15 protein-coding genes are annotated in these 15,555 nt (G+C 71.6%); 7 read left to right on the top strand and 8 right to left on the bottom strand.

The window, feature by feature from the left end; all coding sequences use genetic code 11:
* Nucleotides 1-247: 247 nt before the first annotated feature.
* Complete coding sequence (locus tag AFR_RS16435) at nt 248-976, bottom strand: MBL fold metallo-hydrolase (protein WP_023361627.1); 729 nt, start codon at nt 974-976, stop codon at nt 248-250.
* Nucleotides 973-1,887 carry a LysR family transcriptional regulator gene (locus AFR_RS16440; protein WP_023361628.1) on the bottom strand — a complete coding sequence of 305 codons (915 nt, stop codon included), beginning with the start codon at nt 1,885-1,887 and terminating at the stop codon, nt 973-975. Before AFR_RS16440 ends, AFR_RS16435 begins: the two co-directional genes overlap by 4 nt.
* Before the next feature lie 87 nt (nt 1,888-1,974).
* Between AFR_RS16440 and AFR_RS16445 the strand changes: the two genes are divergently transcribed.
* Nucleotides 1,975-2,778, top strand: a complete 804-nt coding sequence (locus tag AFR_RS16445; RefSeq protein WP_023361629.1) for an SDR family NAD(P)-dependent oxidoreductase — start codon at nt 1,975-1,977, stop codon at nt 2,776-2,778.
* 4 nt (nt 2,779-2,782) lie between these two features.
* Here AFR_RS16445 and AFR_RS16450 read toward each other — a convergent pair whose 3' ends face one another.
* Both AFR_RS16450 and AFR_RS16455 read right to left on the bottom strand, forming a co-directional pair.
* A complete protein-coding gene (locus AFR_RS16450) occupies nt 2,783-4,396 on the bottom strand; it encodes a glucuronyl esterase domain-containing protein (RefSeq protein WP_023361630.1) in 1,614 nt (537 codons plus the stop codon).
* Between the two features lie 117 nt (nt 4,397-4,513).
* Entirely contained in the window at nt 4,514-5,395 is an 882-nt protein-coding gene (locus AFR_RS16455) for a UbiA prenyltransferase family protein (protein ID WP_023361631.1), read from the bottom strand.
* A 127-nt stretch (nt 5,396-5,522) separates the two neighbouring features.
* Between AFR_RS16455 and dhaK the strand changes: the two genes are divergently transcribed.
* From dhaK to AFR_RS16480, 5 genes are all read left to right on the top strand, one after another.
* Nucleotides 5,523-6,518: a dihydroxyacetone kinase subunit DhaK gene (gene dhaK / locus AFR_RS16460; RefSeq protein WP_023361632.1), complete on the top strand. Its 996-nt coding sequence runs from the start codon at nt 5,523-5,525 to the stop codon at nt 6,516-6,518.
* A complete protein-coding gene (dhaL, locus tag AFR_RS16465) occupies nt 6,479-7,156 on the top strand; it encodes a dihydroxyacetone kinase subunit DhaL (protein WP_023361633.1) in 678 nt (225 codons plus the stop codon). Before dhaK ends, dhaL begins: the two co-directional genes overlap by 40 nt.
* 5 nt (nt 7,157-7,161) lie before the next feature.
* Entirely contained in the window at nt 7,162-9,531 is a 2,370-nt protein-coding gene (gene ptsP, locus AFR_RS16470; protein WP_023361634.1) for a phosphoenolpyruvate--protein phosphotransferase, read from the top strand.
* A 36-nt stretch (nt 9,532-9,567) separates the two neighbouring features.
* Nucleotides 9,568-10,779 carry an MFS transporter gene (locus tag AFR_RS16475; RefSeq protein WP_023361635.1) on the top strand — a complete coding sequence of 404 codons (1,212 nt, stop codon included), beginning with the start codon at nt 9,568-9,570 and terminating at the stop codon, nt 10,777-10,779.
* 102 nt (nt 10,780-10,881) lie between these two features.
* Nucleotides 10,882-11,166, top strand: coding sequence for a hypothetical protein (locus tag AFR_RS16480; RefSeq protein ID WP_041840915.1), 285 nt, complete (start codon nt 10,882-10,884; stop codon nt 11,164-11,166).
* A gap of 9 nt (nt 11,167-11,175) precedes the next feature.
* On the opposite strand, the gene AFR_RS16485 is transcribed toward AFR_RS16480, so the two are convergent.
* The gene (locus tag AFR_RS16485) at nt 11,176-11,910 is read right to left on the bottom strand and encodes a dienelactone hydrolase family protein (protein WP_023361637.1); all 735 of its coding nucleotides are present in this window, start codon (nt 11,908-11,910) and stop codon (nt 11,176-11,178) included.
* Nucleotides 11,911-12,023: 113 nt separating this feature from the next.
* Between AFR_RS16485 and AFR_RS16490 the strand changes: the two genes are divergently transcribed.
* On the top strand, nt 12,024-13,091 hold the full coding sequence (locus AFR_RS16490; protein ID WP_023361638.1) for a DUF2855 family protein: 1,068 nt from the start codon (nt 12,024-12,026) through the stop codon (nt 13,089-13,091).
* Here AFR_RS16490 and AFR_RS16495 read toward each other — a convergent pair.
* From AFR_RS16495 to AFR_RS16505, 3 genes are read right to left on the bottom strand one after another with little or no spacing between them, the layout of a single operon-like run.
* Complete coding sequence (locus tag AFR_RS16495) at nt 13,063-13,695, bottom strand: fibronectin type III domain-containing protein (protein WP_023361639.1); 633 nt, start codon at nt 13,693-13,695, stop codon at nt 13,063-13,065. The genes AFR_RS16490 and AFR_RS16495 overlap by 29 nt on opposite strands.
* Before the next feature lie 43 nt (nt 13,696-13,738).
* Nucleotides 13,739-14,872, bottom strand: coding sequence for a hypothetical protein (locus tag AFR_RS16500; protein ID WP_023361640.1), 1,134 nt, complete (start codon nt 14,870-14,872; stop codon nt 13,739-13,741).
* A gap of 14 nt (nt 14,873-14,886) precedes the next feature.
* Nucleotides 14,887-15,396, bottom strand: coding sequence for a SigE family RNA polymerase sigma factor (locus AFR_RS16505; RefSeq protein WP_023361641.1), 510 nt, complete (start codon nt 15,394-15,396; stop codon nt 14,887-14,889).
* Nucleotides 15,397-15,555: the final 159 nt, after the last annotated feature.

A 15,555-nucleotide genomic window follows, 5' to 3' on the forward strand; every position in this document is an offset into this window, starting at 1 on the left:
TCACCATTCCGCACGCCCACAGAAGTCCTGCGAGAATCAGCAGATTTGTCCGGCCGGGACCCGTGACCAGCGCCGCCAACCGTCTCCGCCCTTTCACCGCACCGCGAAACAAATTCATCAGACGGCGCCGGGAATGGACAAATATGGTGTGGCGGCCCGTACGGAAATCCTCCGCCGCGGCGCGGGAATGCGTCAATCGCCCGCAGCGTGGTTATCCGGAACCGCTCGGATTAACCCGTACGTGTGGTCAGGACGGTAACGAGGCCGCGAGTTTTCGCAACTGGTCGGCGGCGCCGCTGGTCAGGGGGTCGCCGTGGCCGGGAAGGACCGTCTTGACCGGCAGGGCGGCCAGTTTGCGGATCGACGCTGCCGCCTGCCCTTCGTCCGCTGTGTAGCGAGGGTCGGACCCCGCCAGGCCGTCCGAGGTGCGCAGCGCGTCACCGGCCACCAGCACGCCGGTCGACGGATCGAAGACCGAGATGTGGCCGCTCGTGTGCCCCGGCGTGCCGATGATCTGGAGGCCGAAGACCTCGTCGCCGTCGTTCAGCGGCTTCAGGGGCTTGTCCGAGGTGATGGCGGCGACGTCGGCCGCACCGGCGTACAGGGTGGCGCCGACCTTGGGGGGAACGCCGGCCAGGCCGCCGGCGTGGTCGGGGTGCTGGTGGGTGAGGACGATGTGGCGGACGGCGTCCCAGCTGCTGCCGGCGCCTTTCAGGGCGGCTTCGATCGCATCGGCCGAGCCGCCGGTGCCGAGGTCCACGATCGCCACCTCACGGCCGCGGATCAGCAGGTAGGCCGAGACGAAGGTGAGATCGACCCGCTTCCAGTCCAGCGAGGACGGCGGGGAAGCGGAGGCAGGGGGAGTGGCGGGCGAGTCGGAGGTGCATCCCGTGACGGTGTTGAGCACGGTGACGCCGAGGACGCCGGCGCCGGCGGAGAGGAGGAGGCGGCGGCGGGTGACCAGGAAGTCCGTCATGCCGGTTGATTATCCGCCAGAACGGCCGCCTCGTCGTGCAGCGCGCGGACCATCGCGGCCGCCGCCGGGGACGGGTCCTGGGCGGTGACGGCGGCGCAGGACCGGCCGCCCCAGTCCGGATCGTCGACCTTCACCACCTTCACCCCCTCCGGTACGGACGCAGCAGCGATCCCCGGCAGCAGCGTGATGCCCAGCCCGGCCGCGACCAGGCCGAGACGGGTCGGCCATTCGCGGACGGCGTGGCCGGTGCGGGCGTCGCGGAGGGTCGGCCACGCCCCGAACTGCGGATCACCCTGTGCGCCCGTACCGATGATCCAGGTTTCTGATCGGAGGTCGGCGACCGTGACGCGGCGCCGACGGGCCAGGCGGTGGTTGGCGGCGACGGCGATGCGGAGGTCGTCGTCGAGGAGGCGGTGCCGGCGCAGGCCGGTCAGGTCGTAGTCCTGGAGGCCGTGGCCGACGCCGATCACCGCGACCTCGAGGCGGCCCGACCGGAGCCTCGACAGCAGGGCCGGGGTGGAACCCTCGTGCAGGGCGACGGCGAGGCCGGGGTGGTCGCGGGCGAGGTGGGCGATCGCCCGGGGGAGCAGCACCGCCGCCGCCGTCGGGAAGCCGCCGATCGACAGGCGACCCGCAAGACGGTCACGGAGACCGGCGAGCTCCTGCTCGGCGGCTTCGATCCGCGCCAGCACCGTGGTCGCGTGCCGGACCAGGACGGCACCGGCCGGGCTCGGGACCACACCACGGGCGTGACGGTCGAAGAGCGGGCTGCCCGCGGCGTCCTCCATCACCCCCACCTGGCGGGAGATCGCCGACTGCGTGTAGCCCAGCGATTCCGCGGCGGCGGTGAACGAGCCGGTGGCCGCAACCTCCCGGATCACCCGCAGCCCGACCAGCGTGAAGTCTGCCATCCCGTCAACCTAGGCATGAGCAGAGCGCATGGCAAACATGATTAACCATCGCTTGTCGTGCTGGCTCGACCGGCGCAGGGTGGAGACATGACAAAGGTTTGGTTCATCACCGGAACGTCGAAGGGCTTCGGCCGCGAATGGGCCGAGGCCGCGCTCGACCGCGGGGACAGGGTCGCCGCGACAGCGCGGGACACGACCCAGATCAAGGACCTGACCGCACGGTACGGCGAAGCTGTGCTCCCGATCGAGCTGGACGTCACCGACCGCACGCGTGCCTTCGAGGCCGTGCGCACCGCCGCGGACCACTTCGGCCGGCTCGACGTCGTGGTCAACAACGCGGGCTACGGCCACTTCGGCATGGTCGAGGAGCTGAGCGAGGACGACATCCGCGCGCAGATGGAGACCAACTTCTTCGGGGCGCTGTGGGTCACCCAGGCGGCACTGCCGATCATGCGGGCGCAGCGGTCGGGGCACCTGATCCAGGTCACCAGCGAGGGCGGCGTGATCGCCTACCCCGGTATCGGCGCGTACCACGCGTCGAAGTGGGCGCTCGAAGGGCTGACCCAGTCGCTGTACCAGGAGGTCGGCGCGTTCGGCATCCACGTCACCGACCTCGAACCCGGCCCGTACGCGACGGACTGGCTCCCCGGCGGTGCCCGGCACAGCGCCGAGAACCCGGACTACCAGCCCGTCCGGGCCGGGCTGAAGAGCGACTGGGATCTTGGTGACCCCCGCGCCACCAGGGCCGCGATCCTGGCCCTGGTGGACGCCGAGAAGCCACCGCTGCGCCTCCTGCTCGGCAAGTCCCTGGCCATGGTGACCGAGGACTACCGCAGCCGCCTGCAGACCTGGAACGACTGGCAGGACGTCTCGGTGCGCGCGTTCGGCTGACAGCTCAGGTCGAGCTGCAGGTGGGTGTCAGCCCACCGCTGCTGCCGGTGGCCTGGAAACCGAACTCGGTCGCCTGCCCGCCGCCGAGCCGGCCGTTGTGGGTGACGTTCGTGAACTGGACCGCGCCGCTGGTGCCGGTCCGGTTCGCGTTCCAGATGCCGGTGATGGTGGCGCCGGAGGGCAGCGTCAGGCCGACGGTCCAGGCGCTGGTCCCGGCCGCGCCGGCCGTGACCTGGACCGTGGCCACGAAGCCGCCGGTCCACGCGTTGACCGAAACCGTGGCCACGCAACCTCCGGAGGCCGGCGGCGGGCCACTGGAAGGCGGCGGGCCGCTCGAAGCCGGAGGGGGCGTCGAGCCGAGCACCGGCGTCGGCCAGTCACGCCACTCGGCCAGGTTCCCGGCTGCCCGGCTGGAGATCCGCATCGTGCCGGCCGCGTTTCCCGTCCCCAGCAGGTACTTCTGGATGTGCTGCTGCAGCGGCGTTCGCCACTCGGCCCGGCTGGCACAGTGCGTGCCGTCCGTGACGTCCGACCAGTAGGTGATGTTCGACCCGGCGCCGAGGGCCCGGTAGACCTCCGCACCGCCCAGTGCCGCCACACTCGCGGACTTCGGGCCCAGGTTCGCGATGTGCGGGTTGTCCATGACGAACAGTCCGCGCGGCGCGACCATCGCCACCGTCTCGTGGGTGTCCACGGGCAGCCGTGCCGGACTGCCGGTGAAGGTGCCGAACGCGTCACCCAGCCACGGCTGTTCCCCGTACGCGCTGCTCAGGCTCTGTGCGCCCTCGCCCGGGATCCCGCGGAAGATCGGCGCGCCGGCGCTGCCGGACTCGATCGGCATGGTCAGGGCGATCCGCTGGTCGAAGGCGCCGGTGACAAAGGCGCCCTTGCCGAACCGCGAGCACCCGGTGACACCGGTGGCGTCCGCCTTCAGGATGCTGCCGTTCGACTGCTCGATGACGTCGATGATCCGGCTGACGCCCCAGGCCCAGGCCATGAGCAGCCCGGTGCTGCTGGAAGCGCCGTAGATGCTGTAGAACGCGCCCTGTTTGTTGTTCCGCGGCGTGCCTTCCTTGCCCACCGCGTACGGGTCGTAGTTGATGACCGCGGCCCCGGCGGCCTTGATGGCGGCGGTGTCGGCGCCGAATCCGCCCAGGACGACCACGGCCGGGAACGGCCCGGTCCCGCTGGGCAGTTCGACCCGGGCGGAGAAGCTGGAGCTCTTTCCGTTGTGCGCCACGTTCACGGAGATGCTGCTGCTCGAGACCGTCCCGCTGACACTCGCGGGCTTGGCGGGCTTCTCGCCGTAGACGAACTTCTCGGCCAGCTTCTTGATCTCCGCCCGCCGGCACTGCCAGTCGGTGGCCGAGGTGATCCGTGTGCCGTTCAGCCGCAGGAACGGGTCGGGGAGCTTGGTGATGCTCGGCAGCGCGCCGGCCTCGGGAAGAGCCGGAACGGCGCAGCCGGCACCTTCGTCCTCCACGCCGGCGGCCAGGACGGCGGCCTCGGCGGGAGCGGTGACCGGTAGGAGCGTCGTCGCGCCGGCGACCGTGAGCGTTCCGGCCACGAGCATGACGATCAGGGGATGGATCCTGGGGCGGCCCGAGCTGGTGGTCACTGGGACCTCCTTCCGAAACTATCGGATGACAGCACGCATGGAAGCGCTCCCATGAGTGTTGAGCAAGCATTCATAGCTGTCAATCGATGGATGCCGGAGGTCCGAAACTTCCGGCGGTCAGCCGATGTAGGCCAGGGCGAAGCCCGCGGTCGGCACCCCGAAGACCACGGACAGCAGGGCCAGCTTGGTGATGGTCGGGCGCAGCGTGAGGATCGCGTACGCGGCCAGCAGCACCGGCACCATCACCAGTTGCGCCGCCAGGGTGGAGCGGGGGACCAGGACGTCGAGCGAGGCGCAGACGAGCGAGATCGCCAGCGCCGCACCCCACAGCACGATGCCGATCACATAGGCGAGACGCGATCCGAATCGGACAGCGAACGTCGTGTCGCCCGCACCGGTGTCGGCGGCCAGGTCGGTGACCGTGGTCGGCAGGTAGAGCGCCGCCGCGAAGAGCAGTCCGATCAGCCCGAACTGCCACGGGAAGTCCCACGGCGCCCGGGTGATCGACCAGCCCGCGGCCGGCGACACCACACCGACAACAACGGCGTTGACCACGACGTCCCAGCCCGGCCGGGTCTTGAGGCGCAGCGGCGGGACGCTGTACGCCCACCCGAGCACCAGCACACCCAGGACGCCGAGCACGAAGAGTGGGCCCACGAACAGTGCGCACGCGAGTGAGGCGGCGGCGATCACGCGGTACCAGCTGCGCAGCCGGGCGGCGGACACCGCGCCGGTGACCAGCGGGGCCGTGGCCTTGCGGGGGTTGGCACGGTCGCTGCTCAGGTCGTACAGGTCGTTCTGGGCCAGGACCGCACCCCAGATGAGCGGGCCGAGGACGAGCAGGGCGACCAGCGCGCGGGGTGTGTCGGCGCGGGCGGGCAGCCAGGCGTGGCCGGCCAGAACCGTGCCCAGGTAGGCGGGCACCCAGGACACCGGCCAGAACCACGGCCGGGACACGGCGAGGAGCAGGGCGGCGGGGCGGTCCCGGACGGTGGTCATGCCCGGCAGTCTGATTGCTTCCGGCTGTGGGCGGGCTGAGACGTAACCGGCCCGAAATGCACCGGGAATGTTCGGCCGGTGTCGGCGTAGCTTGAGGAGGTCGGCATCATCCAGCGAGGAGCCTGAGATGAACAAGCTCATCAACGAACCGGCAAATGTCGTATCCGACGCGCTCCGCGGCATGGCCGAGGCCCATCCGGAGCTGCGTGTCGACCACGAGAACCGCATCGTCTACCGAGCCGGCGCGCCCGTCCGGGGCAAGGTCGGGCTGATCTCCGGCGGTGGGTCGGGGCACGAGCCCCTGCACGCCGGGTTTGTCGGTCCGGGCATGCTCGACGCCGCCTGTGCCGGCGAGATCTTCACCTCGCCCGTGCCGGACCAGATGGCCGCGGCCACCACGGCGGTGGACGGTGGCGCCGGGGTGCTGCACATCGTCAAGAACTACACCGGCGACGTCATGAACTTCGAGATGGCGGCCGAGCTGGCCGCGGCCGAGGCCAGTGTGGAGGTCGTCGCGGTGGTGACCGACGACGACGTGGCCGTGCAGGACAGCCTCTACACCGCCGGGCGCCGGGGTGTCGGCGTGACCGTCCTGGTGGAGAAGATCGCCGGTGCCGCCGCGGAGCAGGGCCGGTCCCTCGCCGAGGTCGCCGACGTCGCCCGCAAGGTCAACGCGAACGGCCGCAGCATGGGTGTCGCGCTCACCTCGTGCACGGTCCCCGCCGCCGGCAAGCCCACCTTCGACCTGCCCGACGGTCAGATGGAGGTCGGCATCGGGATCCACGGCGAGCCCGGGCGCCGCCGGGTGCCGATCGCGCCGGCCGCCGAGGTGGCCGACCTGCTGCTCGGCCCGATCCTGGCCGACCTGGACTTCACCGGCGGCGACGGCGTGATCGCCTTTGTCAACGGCATGGGCGCCACCCCGCAGATCGAGCTGTACGTGATGTTCCACGAGGTCGCGGCGATCCTCGCCAAGGCCGGGATCACGGTCGCCCGGACGCTGGTCGGCTCCTACATCACCAGCCTCGACATGGCCGGTTGCTCGGTCACCCTCCTCAAGGCCGACGACGACCTGCTGCGGCTGTGGGACGCACCGGTGCGGACGCCGGCGCTGCGGTGGTGACCGCGGTGGAGAACGCCGCCCTGACCGCCTGGATCCGGGAGTTCGCCCGGCTGATCGCGGAAGCCAAGGAAAGGCTGACCGAGCTGGATTCCGCCATCGGCGACGCCGACCACGGCTCCAACCTGGACCGCGGCCTGACCGCCGTGGTCGCGATGCTGGACGCCGAGGCTCCGGACACGCCGGGGCAGCTCTTCAAACGCACCGGGATGACGCTGGTCAGCACGGTCGGCGGGGCCAGCGGCCCGCTCTACGGCACGGCGTTTCTGCGGATGGCGGCCGCGGCCGGTGCGGGCAGTTCGCTCGATCCGCCGGAGTTCGCCCAGGTGCTGCGGGCCGCCCTGGAGGGTGTGGTGGCGCGCGGCAAGGCGGTTGCCGGCGACAAGACGATGTACGACGCGCTGGCCCCCGCGGTCGACGCGCTCGACGCCGCGCTCGCCGCCGGGAAGTCGCTGGGGGACGCGCTTGCCGCGGCGGTGAAGGCCGCCGAGGAGGGCACAGCGGCGACCATCCCGATGGTCGCCCGCAAGGGCCGGGCCAGTTACCTCGGCGAGCGCAGCGCCGGGCACCAGGATCCGGGCGCCACCTCGATGACCATGCTGTTCACCGCCGCCGCGACGACGCTGTCCGGCGAGGGCTGAGGCCGATGGTCGGGCTCGTGGTCGTCTCCCACAGCCGTGCGCTGGCCCTCGCCGCGGTGGCCCTGGCGACGGAGATGGTCCACGGGCCGCCGGTCCCGATCGAGATCGCCGCCGGCCTCGACAAGACGACGTTCGGCACCGACGCGGTGGCCATCATGACCGCCGTCACCACCGCCGACCAGGGCGACGGTGTGGTCGTCCTGATGGATCTCGGCAGCGCCGTGCTCTCCGCCGAGCTGGCGCTCGAGTTGCTCGACGACGACACCCGCGCCCGTGTGATCCTGTGCCCGGCGCCGTTCGTGGAGGGCCTGGTCGCCGCCGCGGTCACTGCTGCCTCCGGCGCCGACCGCCACGAGGTCGCCGGGGAGGCAGCCGGCGGTTCGGCCGGCAAAGAGTCCCAGCTCGGCGCCCCGACACCCGACCCTTCTCCCGGTACGCTCACAGCCCCGTCCACCACGTTCACGGTGACCGACCCGCACGGCCTGCACGCCCGTCCCGCCGCCCGGCTGGTCGCGGAGGCCCGTGCCCACGACGCCCGGGTGGAGCTCCGCAACAGCAGCACCGGATCGGCGTGGGTGCCGGCGTCCAGCCTCTCCCGGGTGGCGACCCTCGGCGCGCTGCCGGGCCACACGATCGAGGTCCGCGCCTCGGGTCCGCAGGCCGAGCAGGCCACCGCGGCGATCGTCGCCCTGGCCTCTGAGAAGGCGCCGGCCGCAGGTGCTGAGACGGCGGGTCGGGCGGCATCACCCGGGATCGGGATCGGTCCCGCGCGTCACCTGCGGGTGCCGGACCCGGAGCTTCCGGACGTGGCGTCGCAGGGCCCGGAGGCCGAGCTGGGCCGGATCGAGGAAGCCCTGGCCACTGTCCGCCGTGACCTGCGGAAGATCCGTGCCACCGGCGAGGCCGCCGCCATCTTCGACGCGCACCTGCTCCTGCTCGACGACACCGTCCTGCTCGACGACGTCCGTGCCCGCCTGGCCGGGGGCCTGGCCGCGCCCCAGGCCTGGTCGGCGGCCACCGGGCGGATCGCGGCGGAGTTCGCAGCGCTCGCGGACCCGTACCTGAAGGGCCGGGCGGCCGATGTCCGCGCGGTCGCCGACCAGGTCCTGCGGGCTCTCCTGGGTCTGCCCGAGGCGACCGTGCCGGAGTCGGGGGTCATCATCGCGCCGGACCTCACCCCGGCGCAGGCGTCCGGGCTCGATCCGGCGCGGGTGGCGGCCGTGGTGCTCGCCTCCGGAAGCCGCACGTCACATGCGGCGATCCTGGCGCGGACGCGCGGCATTCCCGCGGTTGTCGCGCAGGGTCCCGGGGTGCTGGACATCGGAGAGGGCACGACGGTCGCCGTCGACGGCAGCACCGGCGAGGTCGAGGTGGCGCCGTCCGAGGCGGTGCTGGCGGCGTACCGGGACAGGGCCGTCGAGCTGGAGGCCCGCCGGGCGCGGGCGGGCGCACGGGCCTCGACCCCCGCGGTGACCCGGGAGGGCGTGGCGGTGACCGTGGCCGCGAACGTCGGATCGGCGGCGGACGCGCGTGCCGCCGCGGCCGCCGGCGCCGACGAGGCCGGGCTCGTCCGCACCGAGTTCCTCTTCCTCGACCGCGACACGGCACCGACCGCCGCGGAGCAGCTGACCGCCTACCGGGAGATCGCCGACGCCCTCGGCGGGCGGCGGCTCACCCTGCGCACGCTCGACGTCGGTGGCGACAAACCCCTCCGGTACGCGCCTGCGGCCGCGGAGGACAACCCCTTCCTCGGTGTACGCGGACTCCGGCACTCCCTCGCCCATCCGGCGCTGTTCGAGGAGCAGCTGCTGGCGATCGTCCGCGTGGCGCACGAGGTGCCGGTCAGCATCATGTTCCCGATGGTCGCCGTGGTTCCCGAGCTGGTCCGCGCCCGGCAGTTGCTGGATGAGGTCATCCGGCGCGACGGTGGCGGACGGCCGTCCGGTCTCCGTGTCGGCATCATGGTCGAGATCCCGGCCGCCGCCCTCAAGACAGCGGCCTTCGCCCCGCACGTCGACTTCGTCAGCATCGGCACCAACGACCTCACGCAGTACGCCCTGGCCGCAGAACGGGGCAATGCCGCCCTGGCCGGCCTCGCCGACGGTCTGGACCCGGGTGTCCTGCGCCTGATCGACGCGGTCTGCCGCGGCGCCGGGACCAGGGTCACCGTGGCGGTCTGCGGCGAACTCGCCGGGGACGAGGCCGCTGTGCCGCTGCTGACCGGTCTCGGTGTCCGCGAGTTGAGTGTCGCCCCGCCGGCCGTGCCCGCGATCAAGGAAGCCGTCCGGGCCACCACCCTGGACCGTGCCGCCCTCGACTCCGCCCGGGCCCTCGACCTGCCCGACGCCGCAGCCGTCCGCGCCCTGCTCACCTGACACCTTCCGGCCATCGGTGTTGCCGTCCTCGGTGGAGTGCGCGACCGTGCCCTGATGCCGGGTACGGGATTGGCCGACGTGTTCCGGATCCGCGAGTTCCGGTTCCTGTGGGCCGCCGAGGTGCTGTCGATCGCCGGCGACCAGCTCGCTCGGGTGGCGCTCGCGGTGCTGGTCTACGGGCGTACCGGATCAGCGGTCTGGGCGGCCGGGGTCTACGCCCTGACGTTCCTGCCCGCCCTGGCCGGTGGTGTGCTGCTCTCGGGTCTGGCCGACCGCTACAGCCGCCGCGAGGTCATGGTGGTCGCGGACGTCCTGCGTGCCCTGCTGGTCGCGGTGATGGCGATCCCGCGGCTGCCGCTGCCCCTGCTCGCCGCGCTGCTGGTGGTCGTGGTGCTGCTCGGCTCGCCGTTCACCGCGGCGCAGGGCGCGCTGCTGCCTGAGATCCTGCCCGGCGACCGGTACGAGCGGGGGCTCGCCGTCCGGCAGATCACCGGCCAGACCGCGCAGCTGGCCGGGTTTGCCACCGGTGGCCTGCTCGTGGCGGCCGTCGACCCCGGCCCGGCGCTGCTCGGCAACGCCGCCACCTTCGTGGTCTCGGCGCTGCTGATCCGTCTCGGCCTCGCGCGGCGGGAGCGGCCCCGGCCCTCCTCGGTGGAGACCGGCACCTCGAGCACTGCGCATGCCCTGCGCGGCATCCTCGCCGATCCACGGCGGCGTGCGCTGATGGCCCTCGCCTGGCTGATCGGCTGGTACGTCGTGCCGGAAGCGCTCGCCGCGCCCTACGCGACCCAGCTGGGCGCCGGACCCGCGGCGGTCGGCCTGCTCATGGCCGCGGACCCGCTCGGCAGCATCGTGGGCGCCTGGCTCTTCGTGCGGTTCGTACCCGGCGAGCTGCGCGACCGGCTGGTCGGTGTGCTGGCCGTCGGCGCGGGAGTGCCGCTGCTGCTGTGTGCCCTCCGGCCGGGGATCCTGCTGTCGGCGGTGCTGTGGAGCCTGTCCGGCCTGCTGAGCACCGCCTACCTGCTGCAGACGCAGGCGGGTTTTGTCCGCGCCACGCCACCGGACGAACGCGGTCGCGCCATCGGTGTCGCGGCCTCCGGCATCATCGCGGCCCAGGGTCTGGCCGTGCTCGCCGGTGGGCTGCTTGCGGACACATGGGGACCGGCCACGGCGATCACCGTGGCCGGTGCGATCGGCGTGCTGCTGTGCGCGGTGTGCGCGATCGCGTTGTCCGCCGCCGACCGGTGAGGAACCCTCGGATCACCAGTTCTTGTTCCGCATGGCGCGTCTCCCTCGTCGAGGCAACAGGCTGCCCCCACGCTACCGCGGTACCCGCCCTACAGTGTGCCGATGAAATTGACGTTCGATGTCGGCGTGAACGAGCGCCACCAGGTCGTGTTCTCCTTCGACAAGTTCTGGGGTGCCCTGTCCATCAAGGTGGACGGCGTCAACGTCGTGCGGACGGTGCGCCTGGCCTCCGTCGACCGGGTGAAGGCGTACGACTTCGTGGTCGGTACGCAGGAGCAGCACCACGTGCGCATCGAGAAGCACCGCGAGGTGTTGTTCGCCGGCTTCCGCCCCCAGCCGGTCTACGCCTTCGTCGACGGGAACCTGGTCGCCCAGGGCGTCGCCTGATCGCGGGTGTCAGCGACCGTGCAGGAACGAGACCGCTTCGGTCAGGGCCAGGTCGGTGAGTTCCGGGTCGTGCCGCGCCCCGACGTCGCGCATGAACGCGTGCTCGCCGCCGGAGTAGACGTGCAGCTCGAGGTCGTCGTGGCCCGCGGCGTAGAGGGCCGACAGGATCTGCAGACGTGCGTCGGCGGGGACGTGCGGGTCCTGCGAGCCGAAGACGATCATCAGCCGGCCCCGGATGTCGGCCGCGCGGGCCAGCGACCCCGCGTCGGCATCGGCGCCGAGCGCGCCGTTGTGCACCCCGGTCGGGTAGAAGCACACGGTCGCCGCGACCCGGGGATCGAAGGCGGCCCGGAAGGCCAGGTGCCCGCCGATGCAGAAGCCGGTCGCGAACAGCGTGGTGATGTCGCTGCGCTGCTCCATGAAGTCGAGCACCGCGACACGGTCGGCGTCGAACTGCGCGGCCGTGGTGGCGGCCGCACCTCCGAGGCCCGCCTGCTTGCCGGCGTCGTCGAACTCGAGCGCGACCCCGGCCAGCTCGCCGTGCGGGTAGATCTCGGGCACGCAGACGACAAAACCGGAGGCGGCCAGGCGGCGTGCGGTGCGCAGCGTCGACTCGGTCAGCTGGAAGATGTCGGTGTAGAGCAGCAGGCCGGGCCAGGGGCCGTCACCCACCGGGCTGATCACGATCGAGCGGATGTCCCCGCCCGGCGACGCCACCTGAACCTCGTTCTCGCGCACCTTCATGCCGAGTGACCTTACTGGCGGTCCCGGCCGGTCCGATGTCAACCGCGCCGTCAGTGGGATTATGCACCCAGAGTGCACTTGTCTGGCCCGCCGGTGCTGTCTAGCGTCACACCATGCCTGCTTCCTGGACGTTTGCCGTCGCCCGTGACGACCTCGGCCGGACCACCCTGACCGAGGGCGAGACACTGGCCCTGGCCGACGGGGAGGTGCTGCTGCGGGTGGACCGGGTCGGTCTGACCGCCAACAACGTCACGTACGCGGTGCTCGGCGAGGTCATGCGCTACTGGCAGTTCTTCCCGCCGGAGCCCCGCGGCCTCACCGGTGAGTGGGGACTCCCGCCGCTGTGGGGCTTCGCGGAGGTGGCCGAGTCGACCGTGCCCGGGGTCGAGACCGGCCTGCGCGTCTACGGCTACCTGCCGCCCGCCGGTCACCTCGTGGTGCGGCCGGACCGGGTGGACGCCTCCGGCTTCCGCGACGCGAGTGAGCACCGGGCCGCGCTCCCGTCGCCGTACAACGCGTACCGGTCGACCGGGAACGACGCGGCCTACCGCAAGGACCAGGAGGACCTGCTGATCCTGTTCCGGCCGCTGTTCTTCACCTCGTTCATGCTGGCCGACCAGGTCGCCGACAACAACTACTACGGCGCGTCCGCCCTGGTGCTCTCGTCGGCCTCCAGCAAGACGGCGTACGCCGCCGCGTTCGAGCTCCGGGGCCGCGGCCCGCGCCTGATCGGGCTCACCTCGCCGGGCAACGTGGAGTTCACCCGCTCGCTCGGCTGTTACGACGAGGTCCGCGCCTACGACGCCGTCGACGGCCTCGACGTCGTCCCGACCGCGTACCTGGACCTCTCCGGTGCCGCCGCCACCCGCACCGCTCTCAAGGAACGCCTCGGTGACCACCTCGTCCGCGACGTCGCGATCGGCCTCACCAACCAGGTCCCGAACGCCGCGGACGCCGGCGAGGTGTTCTTCGCACCGACCCAGATGCGCAAACGCAGCGAGGACTGGGGCCGCGAAGGCCTCGACGACCGCTTCGCCGAGGCCTGGCAACGCTTTGCCGCGGTCGTCGAGGGCTGGATCGACATCCGCGTGAGCACCGGCCCCGAGGCCCTCCAGGCGGCCTGGCTCGAAGTGCTCGCCGGTGGCACACCGCCTAGGGTCGGCCAGATCGTTCAGCTGTGACGGGGGAGCGCTGGTCGACGGCGTTGATCGTGCGGACGCCGTAGGTGTGGGCACCGGGCCGCGGCCGTGCGACGACGAGCGAGGTGGCGCCGGTCTCGCCGATCGGCACACCGTCCAGGAAGACCTCGTACCCGGCGACGGGCGGCTGCACGAACGGCGACGTCTCGGCCGGGCCGGTCCACGACAGTTTCAGCAGGCGGCGCGATTGCGCTTCCACGCGCAGATCGGTCGGGGCGGCCGGGATCTCGGTGCCGCTCCAGATCTGACCCACCGTCCGGTAGACGTACGGAGAGGGGTTCCCGGCCGGATCCACCGCACGCACCGCGAAGATGAAGATGCGGGGCGGCAGGGTCCCGCCGGTCGAATAGACGTAGCTGGTGCCGGTGGTCGTGGTGCGGAGGCTGTTGCTCTCGTAGACCTCGTAGGTGACCGGGCCGCGGTCGTCCGTCGAGGGCGCCCAGCTGATCGTCAGCCCGGAGGTGAGGTCGAAGACCAGTGGTCCGGGCCGGGTCGGAGGGGTGTGGTCGACCCCCGCGGCACCGGCGGCCGCGGGGGTGACGAGGACGGCGCCGGCGATCAGCGCGAGCGTCGCTGCGATACGCATCCGTGACAACATATCGACGACCGTATATCAATGGCGCTGGCTGTCACTTGCATCGCCAACTCATGGGATAGAACGGCGCGGACGTGCCGGGATTGCCGTGGCCCGCCGCGGTCAGACCGTCCGCTCCGACCGTGATTGCGCGGTATCCGGCCGGCCTCGCGCGATCCACCGGCAGGACCACCAGCCGATTGCCGAGGTGGAGGAAGGGCTCGGACAGGTTGGAGGGATACGCCAGCCGCTCGCTTTTGCCGGTGGCGATCTCGTAGCGGAACGGCGCCTCCTTGGAGACGTCGTAGAGCGTTCCGGTGGTGCTGCCGTCGGACGGAGCAACGCTGACCACGGCTGGGACTTCGGCCCGGCCGTAGACCCACCCTCCACGGATCTGTTCGGCCCGGTATCTGGTTGCTTCCCTGTCTCCGTCCCGGGGCACGGGTATGGCACGCCCGGTGCCGTCCGGGAACCACAGGTATCCGGTCAGATCATGGTGGGCGTCGGCGACCTGGCCCAGGATCGTCCCGTCCTCGGCGAGATCGACGATCATGCTCCCGGTTGCGCCCGCAGGCAGGGGCAGCACTTCGGGCTCGGCGGTGGCGGAGGCCCAGCGAACGCTGCGCTTGCCGGACTCGCCGGCGATGACCCCGTTCTCGTTGATGCTCCGGGCCGACAGCCACTTGCCGCCCTCGAGCGGGGTGAGTTCGCCGTTCCGATACAGGTAGGACCCCTTCCCGTATCCGGAGGCGACACCGACCCCGGTGGAGGTGAGGTCGTGCAGCGCGATGCCGGGCTTCTTCAGAACCTCGACGACCTTGTCGTCGTGCCACACGACCGCAGCCGAGACCGTCCCCGCTATGGGGTTGGCCTGGCCGGCGATCCAGCGGCCCGTGGGGTCGGCGCCGGTGACCTCGACGGTCTCGTAGCCGGCCATGGGCAACGGGATGCCGACGCAGTCCGGCAGCGGTGGCAGGGGAGCCGGGTCGGCGCCGCCGAAGGCCAGGTTGCCACCGATCGCCACACCACCGACGAGCGCGGCGATCGCCGCACCCGCACCGGTGATCGTGAAGCGTTTACGCCGCCGTCCGGTCCGCATCGCCGCGGCGATGTCCACCCGGGACGGCTGGTCGGGGTCGACGTTCATCGGCTCGAGGAGTTCCGTGGGACTCTTCTCGTCAAAGGACACAGCGTTGTCCCTCCTCATCGGACGGCAGTCGCGGACGGGGACGACCACTTGGTCAGCAGGCGCCGCAGCGTCGCCAGGCCGTGGGTCGTCTGACTCTTCACCGTGCCCTCGGAGCAGCCGAGGATCGTGGCGACCTCCGCGATCGGCAGGTCGTGCAGGAACCGCAGCACCAGTGTGGCCTGCTGCTTCGGGGGCACCCGCTTCAACGCGGCCACCAGCAGCAGCCGCTCCTCGACGCCGGGCGGCGGTTGCCCCGCACTTTCCGGTACGGCGTCGAAGAGGCGCACCCGCCACCAGCCCCGGCGCTTCTCGTCGAGGAACGCGCGGACCAGCATCGTGCGGGTGTACGCGTCGAGCCCGTCCGACCCGCTGATCCGGCCCCAGACCGCGTACAGCTTGGCGATCGTCTCCTGGACCAGGTCGTCGGCGTGATGGGAGTCCCCGGCGAGGTGGTACGCCAGGCGTCTCAGGGCGGGTAACCGCCCCTGGACGTACGCCACGTAGTCGGCGTCCGATTTCTTCATGAGCCTTAGACGGCCGCGCCGGCGTAAAAGTTGTATGCGAATTTCCTGCGACTGTTCACACCGGATCCGTTCTTGACAGCAATGGGGCACGCGAGCATGCTTGTCGGGTCCACGATAATGCCTCCTTCACGTCGAGGCCCGTGGCTCTACACGCATCGT

The organism is Amorphoplanes friuliensis DSM 7358 (assembly GCF_000494755.1).
Classification (GTDB): domain Bacteria; phylum Actinomycetota; class Actinomycetes; order Mycobacteriales; family Micromonosporaceae; genus Actinoplanes; species Actinoplanes friuliensis.